The organism is Bordetella petrii (genome assembly GCF_017356245.1).
GTDB lineage: Bacteria > Pseudomonadota > Gammaproteobacteria > Burkholderiales > Burkholderiaceae_B > Bordetella_A > Bordetella_A petrii_D.
Map to the genome: position 1 here is coordinate 539,476 of NZ_JAFMZZ010000004.1, position 16,420 is coordinate 555,895.

The following is a 16,420-nucleotide window of genomic DNA, read 5'->3' on the forward strand; positions in this document are numbered from 1 at the left end:
CCGCAGGGTGTCGGACACCGTACGACTGAGATAGCTGCGGCACACAGCGGTGTCTGGCATCTGGCGGCCTGGCGGCGCCGCTCTCGCGGCGTGCGCCGTTCAGCCTACCTTGCGTTCCTGCCCGGCCCAATAGGCATCGCGCAGCGGCTTGCGGGCCAGCTTGCCGTTGGCGTTCTTGGGCAGTTCAGCCACGATGTCGATGCTGCGCGGCTTCTTGAAGTCGGCCAGGTGCGTGCGGCAATGCGCCAGCAGGTCATCCGCGCTGGCCTGCGCGCCGGGCTTGAGCACCAGCACCGCCTTGACCGCTTCGCCCCACTTGTCGTCGGGAATGCCGAACACGCAGGCCTCGTACACGTCCGGGTGCTGGTACAGGGCCTGCTCGACTTCAGTGGGGTACACATTGAAGCCGCCGGTGATGATCATGTCTTTCTTGCGATCGACGATATACACAAAGCCCTCGTCGTCCATGCGGGCCAGGTCGCCGGTGTGCAGCCAGCCGTCGCGCAGCGCCTGGGCCGATAGCTCGGGCTCGCCCCAATAGCCGGCGAACACGTCGGGACCGCGCACCTTGATCTCGCCCACCTCGCCGGGGGCCACGGGCTGGCCCTGGTCGTCGGCCAGGTACAGCTCGCCCTCGCCGAACAGGCGGCCGCAGGACGACAGCCTTTCGGGACGCGAGGCCAGCGCATGGGCATGGTCGGCGGTGCTCAGCAGCGCCAGCCCGCCGGTGGTCTCGCCGGTGCCGTAGCCCTGGCTGAGCTTGGGGCCCAGCGCTTCCCAGGCTTCACGGATGCGGGCCGGCGCCATGGGCGCGCCGCCGTACGAAATCTGCCGCAGCGCGCTCAGGTCGTGGCGATGCAGGCTGGGCTCGGCGATCAGCATATTGACCATGGTGGGCACCATGAAACTGAACGCCGCGCGGTGGCGCTGGACGGAATCCAGGAAAACCTCTGGGTCGTAGCGGTCGTGCAGCAAAATGGTGCCGCCCTGGAACAGAAAGGGCTGCATGAACATGCCGCTGGCATGGGTGATCGGCCCGGCCAGCGCCAGCACCTCGCCGGGATTGGCGCGCATGCGCCCCATCACCACCTTGCGCAGCGAGGCCATGCGGTTGCCTACCGTCTGCATGGCGGCCTTCAGCTTGCCGGTCGAACCCGAGGTGAAATGCAGCACCGCCAGGTCGCTCTCGGTCATGTCCACGTCGGGGTTGCGGTCGGCGCCCGCCGCGATGAACGCTTCGTACGGACGCCAGCCTTCGATGCTGTCGCTGCCGGTCACGACCATGTGCCGCACGGTGGCCAGTTCGCCCTGGATGGATGCCACGCTTTCGCTGTGGGCCGGGTCCACGATGAACACGCTGGCCTGCGCGTTATTGACCGTGTCGACCACTTCGCGGCTGGACAGGCGCGCGTTCAGCGCCACCTTCACCAGCCCGGCCTTGTACAGCGCGCACTCCAGCTCGATGATCTCGGGGCAGTTCCAGGCCTGCACGGCAACGCGGTCGCCCTTGGCCAGGCCCAGGCCGAGCAGCGCATTGGCCAGGCGGTTGGAACGCGTGTCCAGCTGGCCGAAACTGACGGTGCGGTCGCCGTAGATAATGGCGGGGCGATCGCGCCAATAGGCCGCATTGCGGCTGGTATATCGTCCTTGATTCATCGGATGCCTCCTTCGTTTCCGTAGCAGGATGGTGAGGCCGCGCAAGACTGGCGGGATAACCCGGGCGCGATTTTTCATACCGGGCCGTTATCGCGCCGGATTCATACCGCCCGGTTATCGAAATGCGCAGATACGGCATCGCGCGCGGAATCGCCGCAGGTTAAATCTGAGGCCTCGTCACTCGACAGGCGCGCCGACAGCCTGCTGGCAACCCATAGGAGACATCTGTGCACATACGCGACTTCCGCCCCTGGCTGGCCACCGCCGCCATCACACTGGGCCTGGCGGGCCTGGCGCCGGCGCCGGTTCACGCCGACGGCTACCCCGACCGGCCGATCCGCCTGGTGGTGCCCTTTACCGCCGGCGGCCAATTCGACTACATCGCCCGCCTGGTGGCCGACCCGCTGGGCCATGAACTGGGACAGAACATCATCGTCGAGAACGTGGGCGGCGGCGGCGGCAGCATCGGCGGCGCCAAGGTCGCCAACTCGCCGGCCGACGGCTACACCCTGCTGGAATACGGCGGCAACTTCCCCATCGCCAAGCACCTGACGCCGAACCTGACATTCGACCCCATCGGCGATTTCGTGCCGGTGGCGGGCATCAGCCTGTCGCCGCACGTCATTCTGGTCAACAGCAGCCTGCCCATCCACAACCTGGCGGAACTGGTGGCGTATTCCAAGGCGCATCCGGGCAAGCTCAGCTACGGCAGCCCCGGCGTCGGCTCATCCATGCACCTGATCTTCGAGGCCGTGAAGCAGCATTTCGGTATCGACGCCCTGCACGTGCCCTATCGGGGCGGCAGCAACATGATCAACGACCTGGCCGGCGGGCAGGTCGGCGTGGGCATCATTGCGGTGGCGCCCGCCATGGCCTTCATCCAGGGCGGCAAGGTGCGGCCCATTGCCGTTACCAGCGCCGAGCGGGCCCGTTCGCTGCCGCAGGTTCCCACGGTGGCCGAGGCCGGCTACCCAGGTTTCGAAAGCGGCAGCTGGGGCGGCATCGCGGTGCCCAGGGGCACGCCGCCGGATATCGTCGAACGGCTCAACCAGGCCATCGTCAAGGTCGTGAACCAGCCCGACGTGAAAAAGGCGCTGGAATCCCAGTCGTTCAAGCCCATTGCCGGATCGCAGGCGCAATTCCAGAAGCTGATCGACGACGAATCGAACCGCTACGGCCCGCTGATCAAGCAGCTGGGGCTCAGCAACCAGTAAGCCCTACCGGGCGCGCGGCGTGCCGGCGCGGGCGCGCTCGCGCAGTATCTCGATCAGGCGCTGCGCCAGCGGCGACTGATAACTGCCGTGGCGCGTCATGATGCCGATCTCGCGGTGCCAGGTGACGTCTTCCAGCGGCACAGCGGCCAGGCCCTTGCCGGCGTCGGACTGCAGCGTGATCTCGCTGATCACGGTCAGCAGGTCGGTGCTGTGCAGGATGCTGACCAGGCTGGACACCGATGAATTGGATTCGATAACGATTTCGGGCGGCGGCGCGCCGCGCTGCTCGAAGCGCGTCTGCAGCCAGCGCCGCGAGGCCGCCTGCAGGCCGGGCAGCATCCAGCCATAGCCGATCAGGTGGTCGAAGCGGATTTTCGCGTGGCCGAACACCGGATGCCCCTGGCGCGCGGCCACGAACAGGTTGTCGCGAAACAGCGGAATGCGGTCGAACTCGGCCGGCGCGGCCGAGTCGTGCAGCGAGCTGATGGAAAAGTCCAGGGCGCCCTGGCGCAGCGCCGGAATCAGCACGTCGTTCAGCGACACCATGACGTTGATCCTGGCCGCCGGCCGCTGCGCCAGCAGGTCGATGCAGGCCTGGTTGAATACCGGCTCGGCCAGCAGCGGCGTAACGCCGACGCGCACCAGCCCGATGCTGCCGCGATGCAGGTCGCCGGCCTCGCGCAGCGCCTCGTCCAGCTCGCGCCGGGCCTGCAGGCTGCGCTGGTAGAACGCCTTGCCGGGCATGGTGAGCTCCATGCCCTTGGGCGTGCGCACGAACAGCTGCAGCTTCAGTTCGTCTTCCAGGCGCCGGATGCCCTTGGTCAGGGCCGGCTGGCTGATGCCCATGCCGTCGGCGGCGCGCCCCACGTGCCCGGCGCGCGCCACGGCCAGGAAATAGTCCAGGTCTTCGAGTCTCATCGATTCCGTCTGGTTATCAAGATCGAAGAAAAGATAATTGCGAAGAAGCGCAGGGCTGTCAAGCTGGAGACTACGCAAGGAGACATCATGGCCCAACACAGCCCGGCGCTGGCGGCATTGCGCGACCGCCTGCATCATTACCTGCACGATGAACTGCTGCCCATGGAACGCGAACTGGGCCTGGGATACGAAGACGAGTTCCCGCGCGAACTGGTCAAGTCGATCTGGCAACGCTCGCGCGAGCTGGGCCTGTACGGATTGCAGCTGCCCCGGGAAATCGGCGGGCAGGCGCTGCCGTACCGCGACCTGTGCGTGCTGAAAGACGACGCGGCGGCCTCGGGCGCCATCCTGTTTCCGCATGTGCTGGGAGACTGGGGCGGGCCGTCGCGCATCGGCAACCTGGTCCGCTACGCCACGCCCTACCAGCTTGAACGCTACATCATGCCGGTAATCAACGCCGAGCGCGGCGCGTGCTTCGCGATGACCGAGCCGCAGTCGGGTTCAGACGCCACCAGCCTGCGCACGCGCGCCGTGGAAGACGGCGACGACTACGTGATCACCGGCGTCAAGCACTACATCACCGCCTCGATGTTCGCCGACTTCGCGGTCACCCTGTGCGTGACCGACCCGGACAAGGGCGCTGATGGAATCTCGGCGATTCTGGTAGACCTGGACCGGCCCGGAGTGCGCCTGGTGCACGACTGCGTGCCCATGACGGGCCAGTACGTGGATGCCGACATCGTGCTCGACCAAGTGCGCGTGCCCAGGCAGAACCTGATCGGCAAGCCGGGCGAAGGCTTTCGCATCGCCATGAACCGGGTCAGCGTGAACCGGCTGCTGCACTGCCCCACCATGATCGGGCTGGCCCGGCAGGCGTTCCGGATGGCGGTCGATTATGCCAAGACGCGCCAGCAGTTCGGCGGCCCGATCAGCCGCTTCCAGGCCATCCAGCACATGCTGGCCGACATGGCCACGGCGCTGTATGCGTGCGAACAGATGGTGCTGGCCGCCGCCGAACGCGCCGACGCCGGCGACGACGTGCGCCAGCTGGGCGCCATGTGCAAGCTGTTCGTATCCGAGCGCTGCTTCGAGATCGCCGACAAGGCCATGCAGATCCACGGCAACGTGGGCGTCACCAAGAACCATCCGGTGGAGTTCATTTTCCGGCGGCTGCGGCTGTACCGCATCGTGACAGGCACCAGCGAAATCCAGCGCAATACCATCGCCAAGGGCGTACTGGCGTAAACGCGGCGCAGCCAGGTGTCAGGCTCCGCCAGGCGCCTGACACCGTACTTTTGACACAGTCTGGCGCACATCGGTGTCAGGCACCTGGCGGAGCCTGACACCTGGGCTGCTGCGCCTAGATATGCAGGGCGTGCCCCAGCGCGCGCAGGGCGGCTTCTTGCACTGCTTCGCCCAGCGTGGGATGGGCATGGATGGTGCCGCCCACGTCTTCCAGGCGCGCGCCCATTTCCAGCGACTGCGAAAACGCCGCCGCCAGTTCCGACACGCCGCGCCCCACCGCCTGCCAGCCCACCACCAGGTGGTTGTCGCGGCGCGCCACCACGCGCACAAAGCCTTCGGTGGATTCCAGCGTCATGGCCCGCCCGTTGGCGGCGAACGGGAACGCCGCCGCCACGCAATCCAGCCCCGCGGCCTGGGCCTGCTGCGGGGCCAGCCCGGCCGTGACGATTTCCGGATCGGTAAAGCACACCGCGGGAATCGCCGCCGGCGCGAAACGGCGCCGCCGGCCGGCCACCAGCTCGGCCACCATCTCGCCCTGCGCCATGGCCCGATGCGCCAGCATGGGCTCGCCGGCAATATCGCCGATGGCCCACACATTGCGCATCGAAGTGCGGCACTGGTCGTCGATGCGCAAGGCGTTGCCGGCGCGGTCGAGCTGCAGGTTTTCCAGGCCCCAGCCCTGGGTGCGCGGGCGCCGGCCGATGGCCAGCAAGACCTGGTCCGCCGGCAGCGCGGTCTCGGCGCCGTGCGTATCCTGCACGCGCACGGCATCGCCGGCCGCGTTCATGCCCAGCACCTTGCGCCCCAGGCACAATTCCACGCCCATGCGCGCCAGGGCCGCCGCCACGGGCCTGGTCAGCTCGGCGTCATAGGTGGGCAGGATGCGGTCCTGCGCCTCGACCACCGTTACCTGGGCGCCCAGCTTGCGGTACACCGTGCCCAGCTCCAGGCCGATATAGCCGCCGCCCACCACCACCAGGCGGCCAGGAATCGCCGTGGGCGACAGGGCTTCGGTGGACGAGACCACCCTGCCCGCGAACGGCATCGACGGCAGCGGCATGGGTTCGGATCCGGCGGCCAGCAGCAGGTGTTCGCACTGGATGCGCTGGCTGCCCTGCCCGGTGTCGACCTCGACCGTCTTGCCGTCGAGCACGCGCGCCCAGCCGCGCACCAGCTGCACGCCGTTCTTCTTCAGCAGGGCTTCCACCCCGCCGGTCAGCCGGCCGACAATGCCGTCTTTCCAGGCGACCGTCTTGCCTATATCGATGGCGGGCGCCTGCACCGAGATGCCCAGGGCCGACTCGCCGGCGTACTCGCGCGCGCGTTCGTATTCCTGGGCGGCGTGGATCAGCGCCTTGGAAGGAATGCAGCCGATGTTCAGGCAGGTGCCGCCAGGCTGCTGGCCTTCCACCACGATGGTGGGCACGCCCAGCTGGCCGGCCCGGATGGCCGCCACATAGCCGCCCGGCCCGCCGCCGATCACCAGCAGGGTTGTGGTTCGGGTCTCGCTCATGGCGCCTCCACGAAAAGCAGCGCGGGCTGTTCCAGCAGCGCGCGCACCGCCTGGATGAATTGCGCCGCATCCATGCCGTCGACCACGCGATGGTCGAACGACGAGGACAGGTTCATCAGTTTGCGGGCCACCACCGCGCCCTGGTAGATGGCCGGCCGCTCGACAATGCGGTTCACGCCCACGATGCTGACTTCGGGATGGTTGATGACGGGTGTGCTGGCGATGCCGCCCAGCGCGCCCAGGCTGGTCAGAGTGATGGTCGAGCCCGACAGCGCGTCGCGCTCGGCCTTGCCGCTGCGCACCGCCTGCGCCAGGCGCGCGATTTCCGCCGCCAGCGCCCAGATGTCGCGCGCTTCGGCATGGCGCAGCACCGGCACGATCAGGCCGTTGTCGGTCTGCGTGGCCACGCCCAGGTGCACCGCGCCGTAGCGGGTGACCACGCCGGCCTCGTCGTCGTAGCGCGCGTTGATCTGCGGAAAATCGCGCAGCGCGATCACCATGGCGCGCGCCAGCAGCGGCAGCAGCGTCAGCTTGCCGCGCGACTCGCCGAACTTGCGGTTGAGCTGCGTGCGCAGCGCTTCCAGCTCGGTGACGTCGACTTCCTCGACATAGCTGAAGTGCGGAATGCGGCGCTTGGACTCCTGCATTTTCTGCGCGATCTTGCGCCGCAGGCCCACCACCGGCACTTGCTGCTCGTCGTTGCGCTCGCGGTATCCGGCCTGCGCTTCGGGCGCGGCGGCGCCCTGCCCTTGCAGATAGGCATCCAGGTCTTCGTGCAGAATGCGGCCGGCCGGGCCGCTGCCCTGCACGAAGCGCAGTTCGATGCCCATGTCCCAGGCCCGCTTGCGCACGGCCGGCGAGGCCAACGGCCGTTCGCCGGGCTGGCGCGCGGCCGCGGCCGGCGCTGGCCGGGGGCCGGCCGCGGGGCGGGCCGGCGCGGCGGGGGCCGGCTGTGCGGCGCCGGGCGCGGCAGCCGCGCCGCTGGCCATGTCCCTGGCGATCTGGCCCGCGATGCCGCCCGCCGCGGGCGCGGCCTCGGCCTGCTCAGCGACGCTGGCGGGCGCCGGCGCGGCCGTTTCCTGGCTGGCGCGGGCGGGCGCGGCGGCGTCGGCCCTGGCATTGCCGGCGCCTTCGACTTCCAGGCGGATCAGCTCGCTGCCCACGGCCATGGTGTCGCCGACGCTGCCGCCCAGCGCCACCACCTTGCCCACCACCGGCGAAGGAATCTCGACGGTGGCCTTGTCGGTCATCACGTCGGCCAGCGGCTGGTCTTCGGCCACCGTATCGCCCACGTTCACATGCCAGGCCACCAGCTCTACTTCGGCGATGCCTTCGCCGATGTCGGGCATCTTGATGATGTGGATTCCCATGTCATGCCTCCATCACGCGTTGGAACGCCGCGCCCACGCGGACCGGCCCGGGAAAGTACGCCCATTCCTGCGCATGCGGATAGGGCGTATCCCAGCCGGTTACGCGTTCGATGGGCGCTTCCAGGTGGTGGAAGCAGTGCTCCTGCACCAGCGACACCAGCTCGGCGCCGAAGCCGCAGGTGCGGGTGGCCTCGTGCACCACCACGCAGCGGCCGGTCTTGCGCACCGAGTTGACGATGGTCTCCAGGTCCAGCGGCCACAAGCTGCGCAGGTCGATGACCTCGGCGTCCAGGCCGGTTTCCTGGGCGGCGGCCAGCGACACGTGCACCGTGGTGCCGTAGGTCAGCACCGTCAGCGCCTCGCCGGGCCGCACGATGGCCGCGGATTCGAGCGGCACGGTGTAGTAGCCGGTGGGCACCTGGCTGCCCGGATGCTTGCTCCAGGGCGTGACGGGCCGGTCGTGGTGGCCGTCGAAGGGGCCGTTGTACAGGCGCTTGGGCTCCAGGAAAATGACCGGGTCGTCGCTTTCGATGGCGGCGATCAGCAGGCCCTTGGCATCGTACGGGTTCGACGGCAGCACCGTGCGCAGGCCGCACACTTGCGTGAACATCGCCTCGGGGCTCTGGCTGTGCGTCTGCCCGCCGTAAATACCGCCCCCGCAAGGCATGCGGATGGTCATCGGGGCGATGAACTCGCCGGCCGACCGATAGCGCAGGCGCGCGGCTTCCGACACGATCTGGTCGGACGCCGGATAGAAGTAATCGGCGAACTGGATTTCGCAGACCGGCCGCAAGCCGTATGCGCCCATGCCCACCGCCACGCCCACGATGCCGCCTTCCGAAATCGGCGCGTCGAATACGCGCGAGGTGCCGTACTTGGCCTGCAGGCCTTCGGTGCAGCGGAACACGCCCCCGAAATAGCCCACGTCCTGGCCGAACACCACCACATTGCCGTCGCGCTCCAGCATGACATCCATGGCCGAACGCAATGCCTGGATCATGGTCATCGACGTGGTCGCCGGACCCATGTTCTTTTCGTCCGCCATGATCAGACCCCCAGCTCTTGGCGCTGCCGGCGCAGGTGCTCCGGCATGTCTTTGTATACGTCTTCGAAGATGCTGGCGGCGCTGGGCACGTGGCCGTCGACCAGCGTGCCGTGGCTTTCGGCCTCTTTCTGGGCGGCCAGGATCTCGGCTTCGAGTTCGGCCTTGAGCTCGTCTTGCTGACGGTCGGACCAGATGCCCAGCCCGACCAGGTGCTTCTTGAAGCGCGCGATCGGATCGCCCAGCGGGAAGTGGCTCCAGTCGTCGCCGGGGCGGTATTTGGAAGGGTCGTCGGAAGTCGAGTGCGGCCCGGCGCGGTACGTGACCCATTCGATCAGCGTGGGGCCCAGGTTGCGGCGGGCGCGTTCGGCGGCCCACTGCGAGGCGGCATACACCGCCAGGAAATCATTGCCGTCCACGCGCAGCGAGGCAATGCCGCAGCCCACGCCGCGCCCCGCGAAGGTGGCGCCTTCGCCGCCGGCAATGGCCTGGAAGGTCGAGATCGCCCACTGGTTGTTGACCACGTTCAGGATCACCGGCGCGCGGTACACGTGCGCGAAGGTCAGCGCGGTGTGGAAATCGGCTTCGGCCGTGGCGCCGTCGCCGATCCAGGCCGACGCGATGCGCGTGTCGCCCTTGATGGCCGAGGCCATGCCCCAGCCCACCGCCTGGATGAACTGGGTGGCCAGGTTGCCCGAGATGGTGAAAAACCCCGCCTCGCGCTTGGAATACATGACCGGCAGCTGGCGCCCCTTGAGCGGGTCGCGCTCGTTGGACATCAGCTGGCACATCATCTCGACCAGCGACACGTCGCGGGTCAGCAGAATGCTTTGCTGCCGGTAGGTGGGAAAACACATGTCGCCGGGCTCGAGCGCCAGCGCATGGGCCGAGCCGATAGCCTCTTCGCCCAGGCTCTGCATATAGAACGAGATTTTCTTCTGCCGCTGCGCGGTCAGCATGCGGGCGTCGAAAATGCGCGTCTTCAGCATGGCGCGCATGCCGGCCCGCAAGGTGTCGGCGTCGAGCTGCGGCGCCCAGGGGCCCACTGCCCGGCCGTCGTCGTCGATGACGCGCACCAGCTGGTACGCCATCTGGCCGGTATCGACCGCGGACACGTCAATGGGGGGCTTGGGGATTTCGCCGGCGGGCGAAAGATGCAGATAAGAGAAGTCGGTCTTGCAACCCGGACGCCCGGTGGGCTCGGGGACGTGCAGTTTCAGCGGGCCGTATTGGCTCATGGTTATGTCTCCACGCTTGATCGTGTCATGCGTTCTTGCTTTGCAAAGGCCTGGTGCTGGAGGTAACCGCGCAGTCGGCCGCTACCGGATCGCAGGCGGGGTAAATGCGTGCGTCCGGCTGAGAACAGATTAGCATAAGCGCCTGCCCTGCCCGCCCGCCAGACGGCCCGGCCCGGGGGCTGTGTTGCACATGGTGAAACAGCCGGCTGCCGGGCGCCGGCGTGTCGATTCCGGCCCCGCCCGTTCGTCGTAACAGGGCGGAATCCTCCGCCGCCAACTTCAGGAGCCCCTGCCATGGCATTGCAACTGTATTTCCACCCCTTTTCGTCGTACTGCCAGAAGGCCCTGGTCGCCTTCTATGAGAACGGCATCGAATTCGAGCCACAGATACTGGCCGGCCCCGACAGTCCCGCCATGCAGCGGCTGGCGCAGCTGTGGCCGATGAAGCGCTTTCCGATGCTGGTGGACGGCGACCAGACCATTCTGGAAGCCACCTGCATCATCGAACACCTGGGCCTGCACCATCCCGGGCCGGTGCGGCTGATTCCCGAAGACCCCCGCGCCGCGCTGGAAGTGCGCATGCTGGACCGCTTTTTCGACAACTATGTATCCACGCCCCAGCAGAAAGTCGTGTTCGACGCGCTGCGGCCGGCCGACGTGCGTGATCCGTACGGCGTGGAGCAGGCGCGCCAGATGCTGGAAACCGCGTACGCCTGGCTGGAACAGCGGCTGCAGGGCCGCCAGTGGGCCGCGGGCGCCGATTTCAGCCTGGCCGACTGCGCCGCCGCGCCGTTCCTGTTTTACGCCGACTGGACCCATCCCATCGGCCCCGCCCATGCCAATGTCATCGCCTATCGCGGCCGCCTGCTGCAGCGCCCGTCGTTCGCGCGCGCGGTGGACGAAGCCCGGCCCTACCGGCAGCTCTTCCCGCTGGGCACGCCGGACCGCGACTGACGCGCTTGCCACTAAAATGGCGCGCTATGGCAGACAAGATGCGACTCGACAAATGGCTGTGGGCGGCGCGCTTCTACAAGACCCGCAGCCTGGCCGCGCAAGAGATCGGCAAGGGGCGGGTGCTGGTCAACGACCAGCCCGCCAAGCCGGCGCGCGATATCGCGGTCGGCGACCGCGTCGCGGTGCGCAAGGAAGATCCCGCCATGCACGTCTGCGTGCGGGCCTTGAGCGCCGTGCGCGGCCCCGCGCCGGCGGCGCGCCAGCTGTATGAAGAAACCCCTGAAAGCATTGCCGCGCGCGAGCGCGCCGCCGAAATGCGCCGCCTGGCGCCCGAGCCGGCCCAGGCGATTACCGCGGGCCGCCCCACCAAGCGCGACCGCCGGCTGATCGGCCAGATCCGCGGCAAGTAGCCCCAAGCCGGGCATCGCGTCAGTCGTCGGGCTTGCTGTCGATGCGCTTTTCCACCCGCCGCAGCACCGCCAGCACGAACAGGGCGATCAGGGTGCTGACCACGGCGGTGGCTTCGCGCCCCATGCCTGCCGCCACGCCGATGGCCGCGGTCATCCAGATGCTGGCCGAGGTGGTCAGCCCGTGGATCACGCCTTCGCCGCTGAGCTTGATGATGGCGCCCGCGCCCAGGAAGCCGATGCCTGCGATCACCCCCTGCAGCACCCGGCTCAGGTCGCCGACCTGCATGCCGCCCTGCAGCGGCACCAGCACGAACAGGGCCGCGCCCAGGGCCACCAGCATATGGGTGCGCAGGCCCGCGGCCTTGCCGCTGCGCTCGCGCTCGTAGCCCAGCAGCCCGCCCAGCACGAAAGCCATGCCCAGCCGCAGCACAATGCGGGTGGCTTCGCCCGCGTCCGGAATGTCGCTGAATTCGCTATGGATGGTGGCCCAGATTTCTTGCCAGATCGTCATGGCGGCGTCTCCTGGAGGGCGGAACGGAGGTTCCCGGCGCCGGCCGGCACAGGGCGCACGCACCCATCATATCGGCTTGGTGCAACATCCGCCTACATGCCGTGCCGCGGGTCGGCCCGTGCCCGCGAAAACCACCAGCCGGCTAAGGTACAATGCCTCCCCGCTGCTAATCTTAGCGGCACGTCGGGGCGTAGCGCAGCCTGGTAGCGCATCTGCTTTGGGAGCAGAGGGTCGCGAGTTCGAATCCCGCCGCCCCGACCACTGAATTCAACGCCGGGCATCGACTGCCGCCAGGCAGCAGCCTAGAACCCCAGCCCCACCGCAATCCCGCCGGCCGCCAGGCCCGCGGCGATCACCGCCAGCACCAGTATCGCCAGCTCAACAGGCCGGAACGACCTGGCCACCATGGCCAGCGACGGCAGACTGACGGGCGGAAGCGTCATCAGCAGCGCGGCCGCCGGGCCGGCGGCCATGCCCAGCGCCAGCATGGCCTGCACGATCGGCACTTCGCCGGCGGTCGGAATGACAAACAGCGTGCCGGCCAGCGCCAGCCCCACTATCCACAAAACGTGGTTGTCCACGCCCGCCCCGATCTGCGGAAACAGCCAGGCGCGGGCGGCGCCCAGCAGCAGCACCAGCACGATGTACTCGGGCACCAGCCGCAGCGTCATGCGCGCGCACAGCGCCGCCCAGCGCTTGAACGGGTTCGGCTCGTCGCTTCCGGCGGCTTCGGCCTGCGCCTGCATGGCCTTCATCTGGGCGGAATCGAACGTGCGCTCATCGCTGCGGCTCATGCGGTTCAGCAGCCAGCCCAGGCCGAACACCAGCACGATGCCCAGCGCCAGGCGCAGGCCCGCCCAGTTCCAGCCCAGCACAAAGCCCATGAAGACCAGCGTGGCCGGGTTGAGCATGGTGTTGCCCAGCCAGAACGCCACGGCGCTGCCGGGCGCCGCCTGGCATTTGCGCAGCCCGGCGACCACCGGCGCGGCGCAGCAGGTGCACATCATGCCGGGCAGCGACATCAGGCCGCCCGCCACCACGCTGCCCAGGCCTGTGCCCCCTAGCGCGCGGACGATCCAGCGGCGCGGCAGCAAGGCCTGCACCGCAGAGCCCAGCAGCAGCCCCAGCACCATGGCCTGCCAGATCGCCTTGCCGTAGGCCAGCGCGTAATGCAGCGCGGCGTCCAGCGAAGCAGCCGGCGGAGCGGATTCGGCGCCCATCAGGATGGAGGACCCGATGGAATGCGTGTCGGCGGCGGTGAAGGCGCGATGGTAGTACGGGGACCATTTCACGTAATACAGGCCGATGGCGGCCAGCGCCACGAAAACGGCGATGCCCAGCGCCGGGGAAAGGCGGCGCGGCTTGGATGTGCTTGTCATGACTCTGCGGCAGGAACCAACGGACCGCATTATCGGCGATTAGAACCAGATGCGCACGCCGGCCAGGATGGCGCGCTCGGAGCGGCTTTCGCCCGCCGCGCTGGCGTAGCTGGCGGTCTGGCCGAACTTGCGCCCGAACGACACGCCGATATACGGGGCCACTTCGCGGGCCAGTTCGTAGCGCAGCCGCAGCGAGAACCGGGCATCCGCCAGGCCCGCGCCGATGCCTCGCGCCGGGTCGTCTTTTCCGTACAGGCTGGCTTCGATCTCGGGCGTCAGGATCAGCCGCTGTGTCAGCAGCAGGTCGTATTCCATCTTCAGCCCCAGCGCGGTGCGCCCCGAGCCGCCGACGTAACCGGTCATTTCGGTTTCGATGTTGTACGGCGCCACGCCCTGCACGCCGATGGCGGCCCAGTTGCGCTTGGGGCCGGCGCCGATATCGCGCCGCGCGCCCAGCTGCAAGTCCCAGAATGGCGTCACGGCATGGCTCCAGAAAGCCTCTACCCGGCCGTCCGTGCTGCCGCCCACGCGCTCGCCCTCGCTCTTGATCCAGAGCTTGTCCAGGTCGCGTCCCACCCAGACCTGGCCGTCCCATTGCAGGCCGGTCTGGCCGACCCTGTCATAGGCGACGCCCAGCTTGTCGAACAACAACTGGCTGGTGATGATGTTGTCCATCATGTGCGGATGAATGCCGTAGGCGGAATAGCGCTGTTGCGCCGTGCCGTCGCTGGTGGGCAGCGTTCCCACCGGCACCGCGCCGGCTTTCGCTTCGCCTGGCATTGCCGGCATCGAACCATGATCCATGCCGGGCATCGAGCCGTGGCCCATCCCCTGCATCGAGCCATGGTCCATGTCCGGCATGGTTGCCGGGGCCGGCTGTCCCAGGGCCGCCGCGCTCGCAAGCGCCAAGGCCAGCATTCCCGCCGCCGCGGCAAGCCGGTTGCGCGGATATCGATGATTTTTCATGCTTGCCATCACTCCACGACCACCGCGCGGAACATGCCGGCTTCCATGTGATAAAGCAGATGGCAGTGATAAGCCCAGTTTCCCTTGGCGTCGGCGCTTACCCGATACGTGACGCGCTGCGCCGGGTTCAGGCTGATGGTGTGCTTGCGCACCTGGAAGCTTCCATCGGGCGACTCCAGATCGCTCCACATGCCGTGCAGGTGGATGGGATGCGTCATCATGGTGTCGTTCACCAGCACGAAGCGGACCCGTTCGCCGAACTCAAGGACGATGGGCTTGGTCTCGCTGAACTTCAAGCCATTGAACGACCACATATAGCGTTCCATGTTGCCCGTCAGGTGCAGCTCGATCTCGCGCGTGGGCGCGCGGTTGTCGGCCGGCTGGACCATGGAATGCAGGTCGGCGTACGTCAGGACCCTGCGGCCGTTGTCGCGCAAGCCCACGCCCGGATCGCCCAGGCTGGTCGAAACGACCTGGGGCGGCATGGTATTGGCCGGGCCGTGCTCGGCCGGATAGGGATGCTTTACTTGCACCATGCCGCCCTCGCCCGCGCCGCCGCCGTGGTGCATGCCCGCCATGCCGGACATGTCGTGGGCCATGCCCATGTCCATCATGGTCAGGACTTGCACTGCGTCCAGCGCCGGCACGTCGGCCTGCATGCCCGCGCGCGGCGCGAGCGTCCCGCGCGCATACCCCGAGCGGTCCATGGCTTGCGAAAAAATGGTGTAGGCCCGGTCGCCGTCCGGCTCGACAATAACGTCGTAGGTTTCCGCCACCGCTATGCGGAACTCGTCCACTTCCACCGGCCTGACAGGCTGCCCGTCGGCCGACACCACCGTCATCTTCAAACCGGGAATGCGCACGTCGAAGTAGCTCATCGCCGAACCGTTGATGAAACGCAGGCGGATTTTTTCTCCAGGCCGGAACAGCCCCGTCCAGTTGCCGGCGGGCGATTGCCCGTTGGTCAGGAAGGTGTAGGTGGCGCCGGACACATCGGCCAGGTCGGTATTGTTCATGCGCATCCGCTGCCACATCAGGCGCTCGTCCAACGCCTGCTTCCACCCCGCTTTCCGCGCATCTTCGCGCAGGTTTTCCACCGATGGCTGGATGTGGTTGTAGTAGTCGGGCATCACCTTCAGCTTGCGGAACAGGCTCATCGGGTCTTCGTCGGTCCAGTCCGAAAGCAGCACGACGTAGTCGCGGTCCGCGCTGACCGGGTCGGGATATTTGGGATCGATGACGATGGCGCCGTACAGCCCGGTCTGTTCCTGGAACCCCGAATGGCTGTGGTACCAGTACGTGCCGCTTTGCCGCACCTGGAACTGGTAGGTAAAGGTCTGGCCCGGGCGTATGCCCGGAAAACTGAGGCCGGGCACGCCATCCATGGCGGTGGGCAGCAGTATGCCGTGCCAGTGGATCGAAGTGTCCTCTTCCAGCCGGTTGGTCACGCGCAGCGTCACGGCATCGCCTTCCCGCCAGCGCAGCGTGGGCGCGGGCAGCATGCCGTTGACCGTGGTGGCCATGCGCGGCGCGCCCGTCAGGTTGGCGGCAGTCTGCGCGATATCCAGGTTGAACTCGGTGCCGGACAGCACGGCGCCCTGCGCCGCTTGGGCAGCCGCCCATGCGGGCGCGCGCCACGCGCCCAGGCTTGCCAGGGTGCCGCCGGCGGCCAGACCCTGCACGAAGCGGCGCCGCGGGTTCGAAACGGCTTTGGTCATGAGCGGTCCCGGTGCGAGGTCATTTGACCGACACGGCGCCCTTCATGCCGACCGGATAATGGCCGGGCTCCAGGCAGCCGAACGCCACCCGGCCCGCCTTGCTGAACTGCCACACGATCTCGCCCGTTTTGCCAGCCTGCAGCGACACCGAGTTGGGCGCGTCATGCCGCATGCCGGGATTCTTGAGCATCATCTGATAGTGGCTATTGAGGTCTGCTTCCATTCCCAGCACCATCTCGTGGCGAATCTTGCCCGAATTGGTGACTTTGAACACCTGGCCGAAGAC

At 67.8% G+C, this 16,420-nt stretch carries 14 protein-coding genes, 1 tRNA gene and 1 pseudogene; 5 read left to right on the top strand and 11 right to left on the bottom strand.

Annotated features, from left to right (window positions below; all coding sequences use genetic code 11):
- Positions 1 to 99 precede the first annotated feature (99 nt).
- Complete coding sequence (locus J2P76_RS20700) at positions 100 to 1,656, bottom strand: AMP-binding protein (protein WP_207409724.1); 1,557 nt, start codon at positions 1,654 to 1,656, stop codon at positions 100 to 102.
- A 227-nt stretch (positions 1,657 to 1,883) separates the two neighbouring features.
- On the opposite strand from J2P76_RS20700, the gene J2P76_RS20705 reads away from it, so the two are divergent.
- Positions 1,884 to 2,870: a tripartite tricarboxylate transporter substrate-binding protein gene (locus J2P76_RS20705; RefSeq protein WP_207409725.1), complete on the top strand. Its 987-nt coding sequence runs from the start codon at positions 1,884 to 1,886 to the stop codon at positions 2,868 to 2,870.
- Between the two features lie 3 nt (positions 2,871 to 2,873).
- Here the strand turns inward: J2P76_RS20705 and J2P76_RS20710 are convergent, their stop codons facing one another.
- Positions 2,874 to 3,788 carry a LysR family transcriptional regulator gene (locus J2P76_RS20710; protein WP_207409726.1) on the bottom strand — a complete coding sequence of 305 codons (915 nt, stop codon included), beginning with the start codon at positions 3,786 to 3,788 and terminating at the stop codon, positions 2,874 to 2,876.
- 87 nt (positions 3,789 to 3,875) lie between these two features.
- Between J2P76_RS20710 and J2P76_RS20715 the strand changes: the two genes are divergently transcribed.
- On the top strand, positions 3,876 to 5,033 hold the full coding sequence (locus tag J2P76_RS20715) for an acyl-CoA dehydrogenase family protein (protein WP_207409727.1): 1,158 nt from the start codon (positions 3,876 to 3,878) through the stop codon (positions 5,031 to 5,033).
- 115 nt (positions 5,034 to 5,148) lie between these two features.
- On the opposite strand, the gene lpdA is transcribed toward J2P76_RS20715, so the two are convergent.
- From lpdA to J2P76_RS20735, 4 genes are read right to left on the bottom strand one after another with little or no spacing between them, the layout of a single operon-like run.
- Complete coding sequence (lpdA, locus tag J2P76_RS20720; protein WP_207409728.1) at positions 5,149 to 6,546, bottom strand: dihydrolipoyl dehydrogenase; 1,398 nt, start codon at positions 6,544 to 6,546, stop codon at positions 5,149 to 5,151.
- A complete protein-coding gene (locus J2P76_RS20725) occupies positions 6,543 to 7,916 on the bottom strand; it encodes a dihydrolipoamide acetyltransferase family protein (protein WP_207409729.1) in 1,374 nt (457 codons plus the stop codon). The genes lpdA and J2P76_RS20725 overlap by 4 nt, the downstream gene beginning before the upstream one ends.
- A gap of 1 nt (position 7,917) precedes the next feature.
- Positions 7,918 to 8,961: an alpha-ketoacid dehydrogenase subunit beta gene (locus J2P76_RS20730; protein ID WP_207409730.1), complete on the bottom strand. Its 1,044-nt coding sequence runs from the start codon at positions 8,959 to 8,961 to the stop codon at positions 7,918 to 7,920.
- 2 nt (positions 8,962 to 8,963) lie between these two features.
- Complete coding sequence (locus tag J2P76_RS20735) at positions 8,964 to 10,196, bottom strand: 3-methyl-2-oxobutanoate dehydrogenase (2-methylpropanoyl-transferring) subunit alpha (protein WP_207409731.1); 1,233 nt, start codon at positions 10,194 to 10,196, stop codon at positions 8,964 to 8,966.
- Positions 10,197 to 10,490: 294 nt separating this feature from the next.
- On the opposite strand from J2P76_RS20735, the gene J2P76_RS20740 reads away from it, so the two are divergent.
- Both J2P76_RS20740 and J2P76_RS20745 read left to right on the top strand, forming a co-directional pair.
- A complete protein-coding gene (locus J2P76_RS20740; protein ID WP_207409732.1) occupies positions 10,491 to 11,150 on the top strand; it encodes a glutathione S-transferase family protein in 660 nt (219 codons plus the stop codon).
- A 26-nt stretch (positions 11,151 to 11,176) separates the two neighbouring features.
- Complete coding sequence (locus J2P76_RS20745) at positions 11,177 to 11,560, top strand: RNA-binding S4 domain-containing protein (RefSeq protein ID WP_207409733.1); 384 nt, start codon at positions 11,177 to 11,179, stop codon at positions 11,558 to 11,560.
- Positions 11,561 to 11,579: 19 nt separating this feature from the next.
- Here J2P76_RS20745 and J2P76_RS20750 read toward each other — a convergent pair whose 3' ends face one another.
- On the bottom strand, positions 11,580 to 12,071 hold the full coding sequence (locus J2P76_RS20750; protein WP_207409734.1) for an MgtC/SapB family protein: 492 nt from the start codon (positions 12,069 to 12,071) through the stop codon (positions 11,580 to 11,582).
- A 184-nt stretch (positions 12,072 to 12,255) separates the two neighbouring features.
- Between J2P76_RS20750 and J2P76_RS20755 the strand changes: the two genes are divergently transcribed.
- A tRNA-Pro gene (locus J2P76_RS20755) sits at positions 12,256 to 12,332 on the top strand.
- Between the two features lie 41 nt (positions 12,333 to 12,373).
- On the opposite strand, the gene J2P76_RS20760 is transcribed toward J2P76_RS20755, so the two are convergent.
- The 4 genes and pseudogenes from J2P76_RS20760 to J2P76_RS20775 all read right to left on the bottom strand — a co-directional run.
- On the bottom strand, positions 12,374 to 13,450 hold the full coding sequence (locus J2P76_RS20760; protein ID WP_207409735.1) for a permease: 1,077 nt from the start codon (positions 13,448 to 13,450) through the stop codon (positions 12,374 to 12,376).
- A 39-nt stretch (positions 13,451 to 13,489) separates the two neighbouring features.
- On the bottom strand, positions 13,490 to 14,416 hold the full coding sequence (locus J2P76_RS20765) for a copper resistance protein B (protein ID WP_207409736.1): 927 nt from the start codon (positions 14,414 to 14,416) through the stop codon (positions 13,490 to 13,492).
- Between the two features lie 8 nt (positions 14,417 to 14,424).
- Positions 14,425 to 16,134 (bottom strand): copper resistance system multicopper oxidase, encoded by a 1,710-nt coding sequence (locus J2P76_RS20770; protein ID WP_207409737.1) that lies wholly within the window; start codon positions 16,132 to 16,134, stop codon positions 14,425 to 14,427.
- Between the two features lie 19 nt (positions 16,135 to 16,153).
- Positions 16,154 to 16,405: pseudogene (locus J2P76_RS20775) on the bottom strand (hypothetical protein); the annotation flags it as partial.
- Positions 16,406 to 16,420 lie beyond the last annotated feature (15 nt).

Coding starts and splice junctions, on each gene's coding strand:
- J2P76_RS20700 (WP_207409724.1), bottom strand. CDS start 1,656: ATGAATCAAGGACGATATACCAGCCGCAATGCGGCCTATTGGCGCGAT.
- J2P76_RS20710 (WP_207409726.1), bottom strand. CDS start 3,788: ATGAGACTCGAAGACCTGGACTATTTCCTGGCCGTGGCGCGCGCCGGG.
- J2P76_RS20715 (WP_207409727.1), top strand. CDS start 3,876: ATGGCCCAACACAGCCCGGCGCTGGCGGCATTGCGCGACCGCCTGCAT.
- lpdA (WP_207409728.1), bottom strand. CDS start 6,546: ATGAGCGAGACCCGAACCACAACCCTGCTGGTGATCGGCGGCGGGCCG.
- J2P76_RS20725 (WP_207409729.1), bottom strand. CDS start 7,916: ATGGGAATCCACATCATCAAGATGCCCGACATCGGCGAAGGCATCGCC.
- J2P76_RS20730 (WP_207409730.1), bottom strand. CDS start 8,961: ATGGCGGACGAAAAGAACATGGGTCCGGCGACCACGTCGATGACCATG.
- J2P76_RS20735 (WP_207409731.1), bottom strand. CDS start 10,196: ATGAGCCAATACGGCCCGCTGAAACTGCACGTCCCCGAGCCCACCGGG.
- J2P76_RS20740 (WP_207409732.1), top strand. CDS start 10,491: ATGGCATTGCAACTGTATTTCCACCCCTTTTCGTCGTACTGCCAGAAG.
- J2P76_RS20745 (WP_207409733.1), top strand. CDS start 11,177: ATGGCAGACAAGATGCGACTCGACAAATGGCTGTGGGCGGCGCGCTTC.
- J2P76_RS20750 (WP_207409734.1), bottom strand. CDS start 12,071: ATGACGATCTGGCAAGAAATCTGGGCCACCATCCATAGCGAATTCAGC.
- J2P76_RS20760 (WP_207409735.1), bottom strand. CDS start 13,450: ATGACAAGCACATCCAAGCCGCGCCGCCTTTCCCCGGCGCTGGGCATC.
- J2P76_RS20765 (WP_207409736.1), bottom strand. CDS start 14,416: ATGAAAAATCATCGATATCCGCGCAACCGGCTTGCCGCGGCGGCGGGA.
- J2P76_RS20770 (WP_207409737.1), bottom strand. CDS start 16,134: ATGACCAAAGCCGTTTCGAACCCGCGGCGCCGCTTCGTGCAGGGTCTG.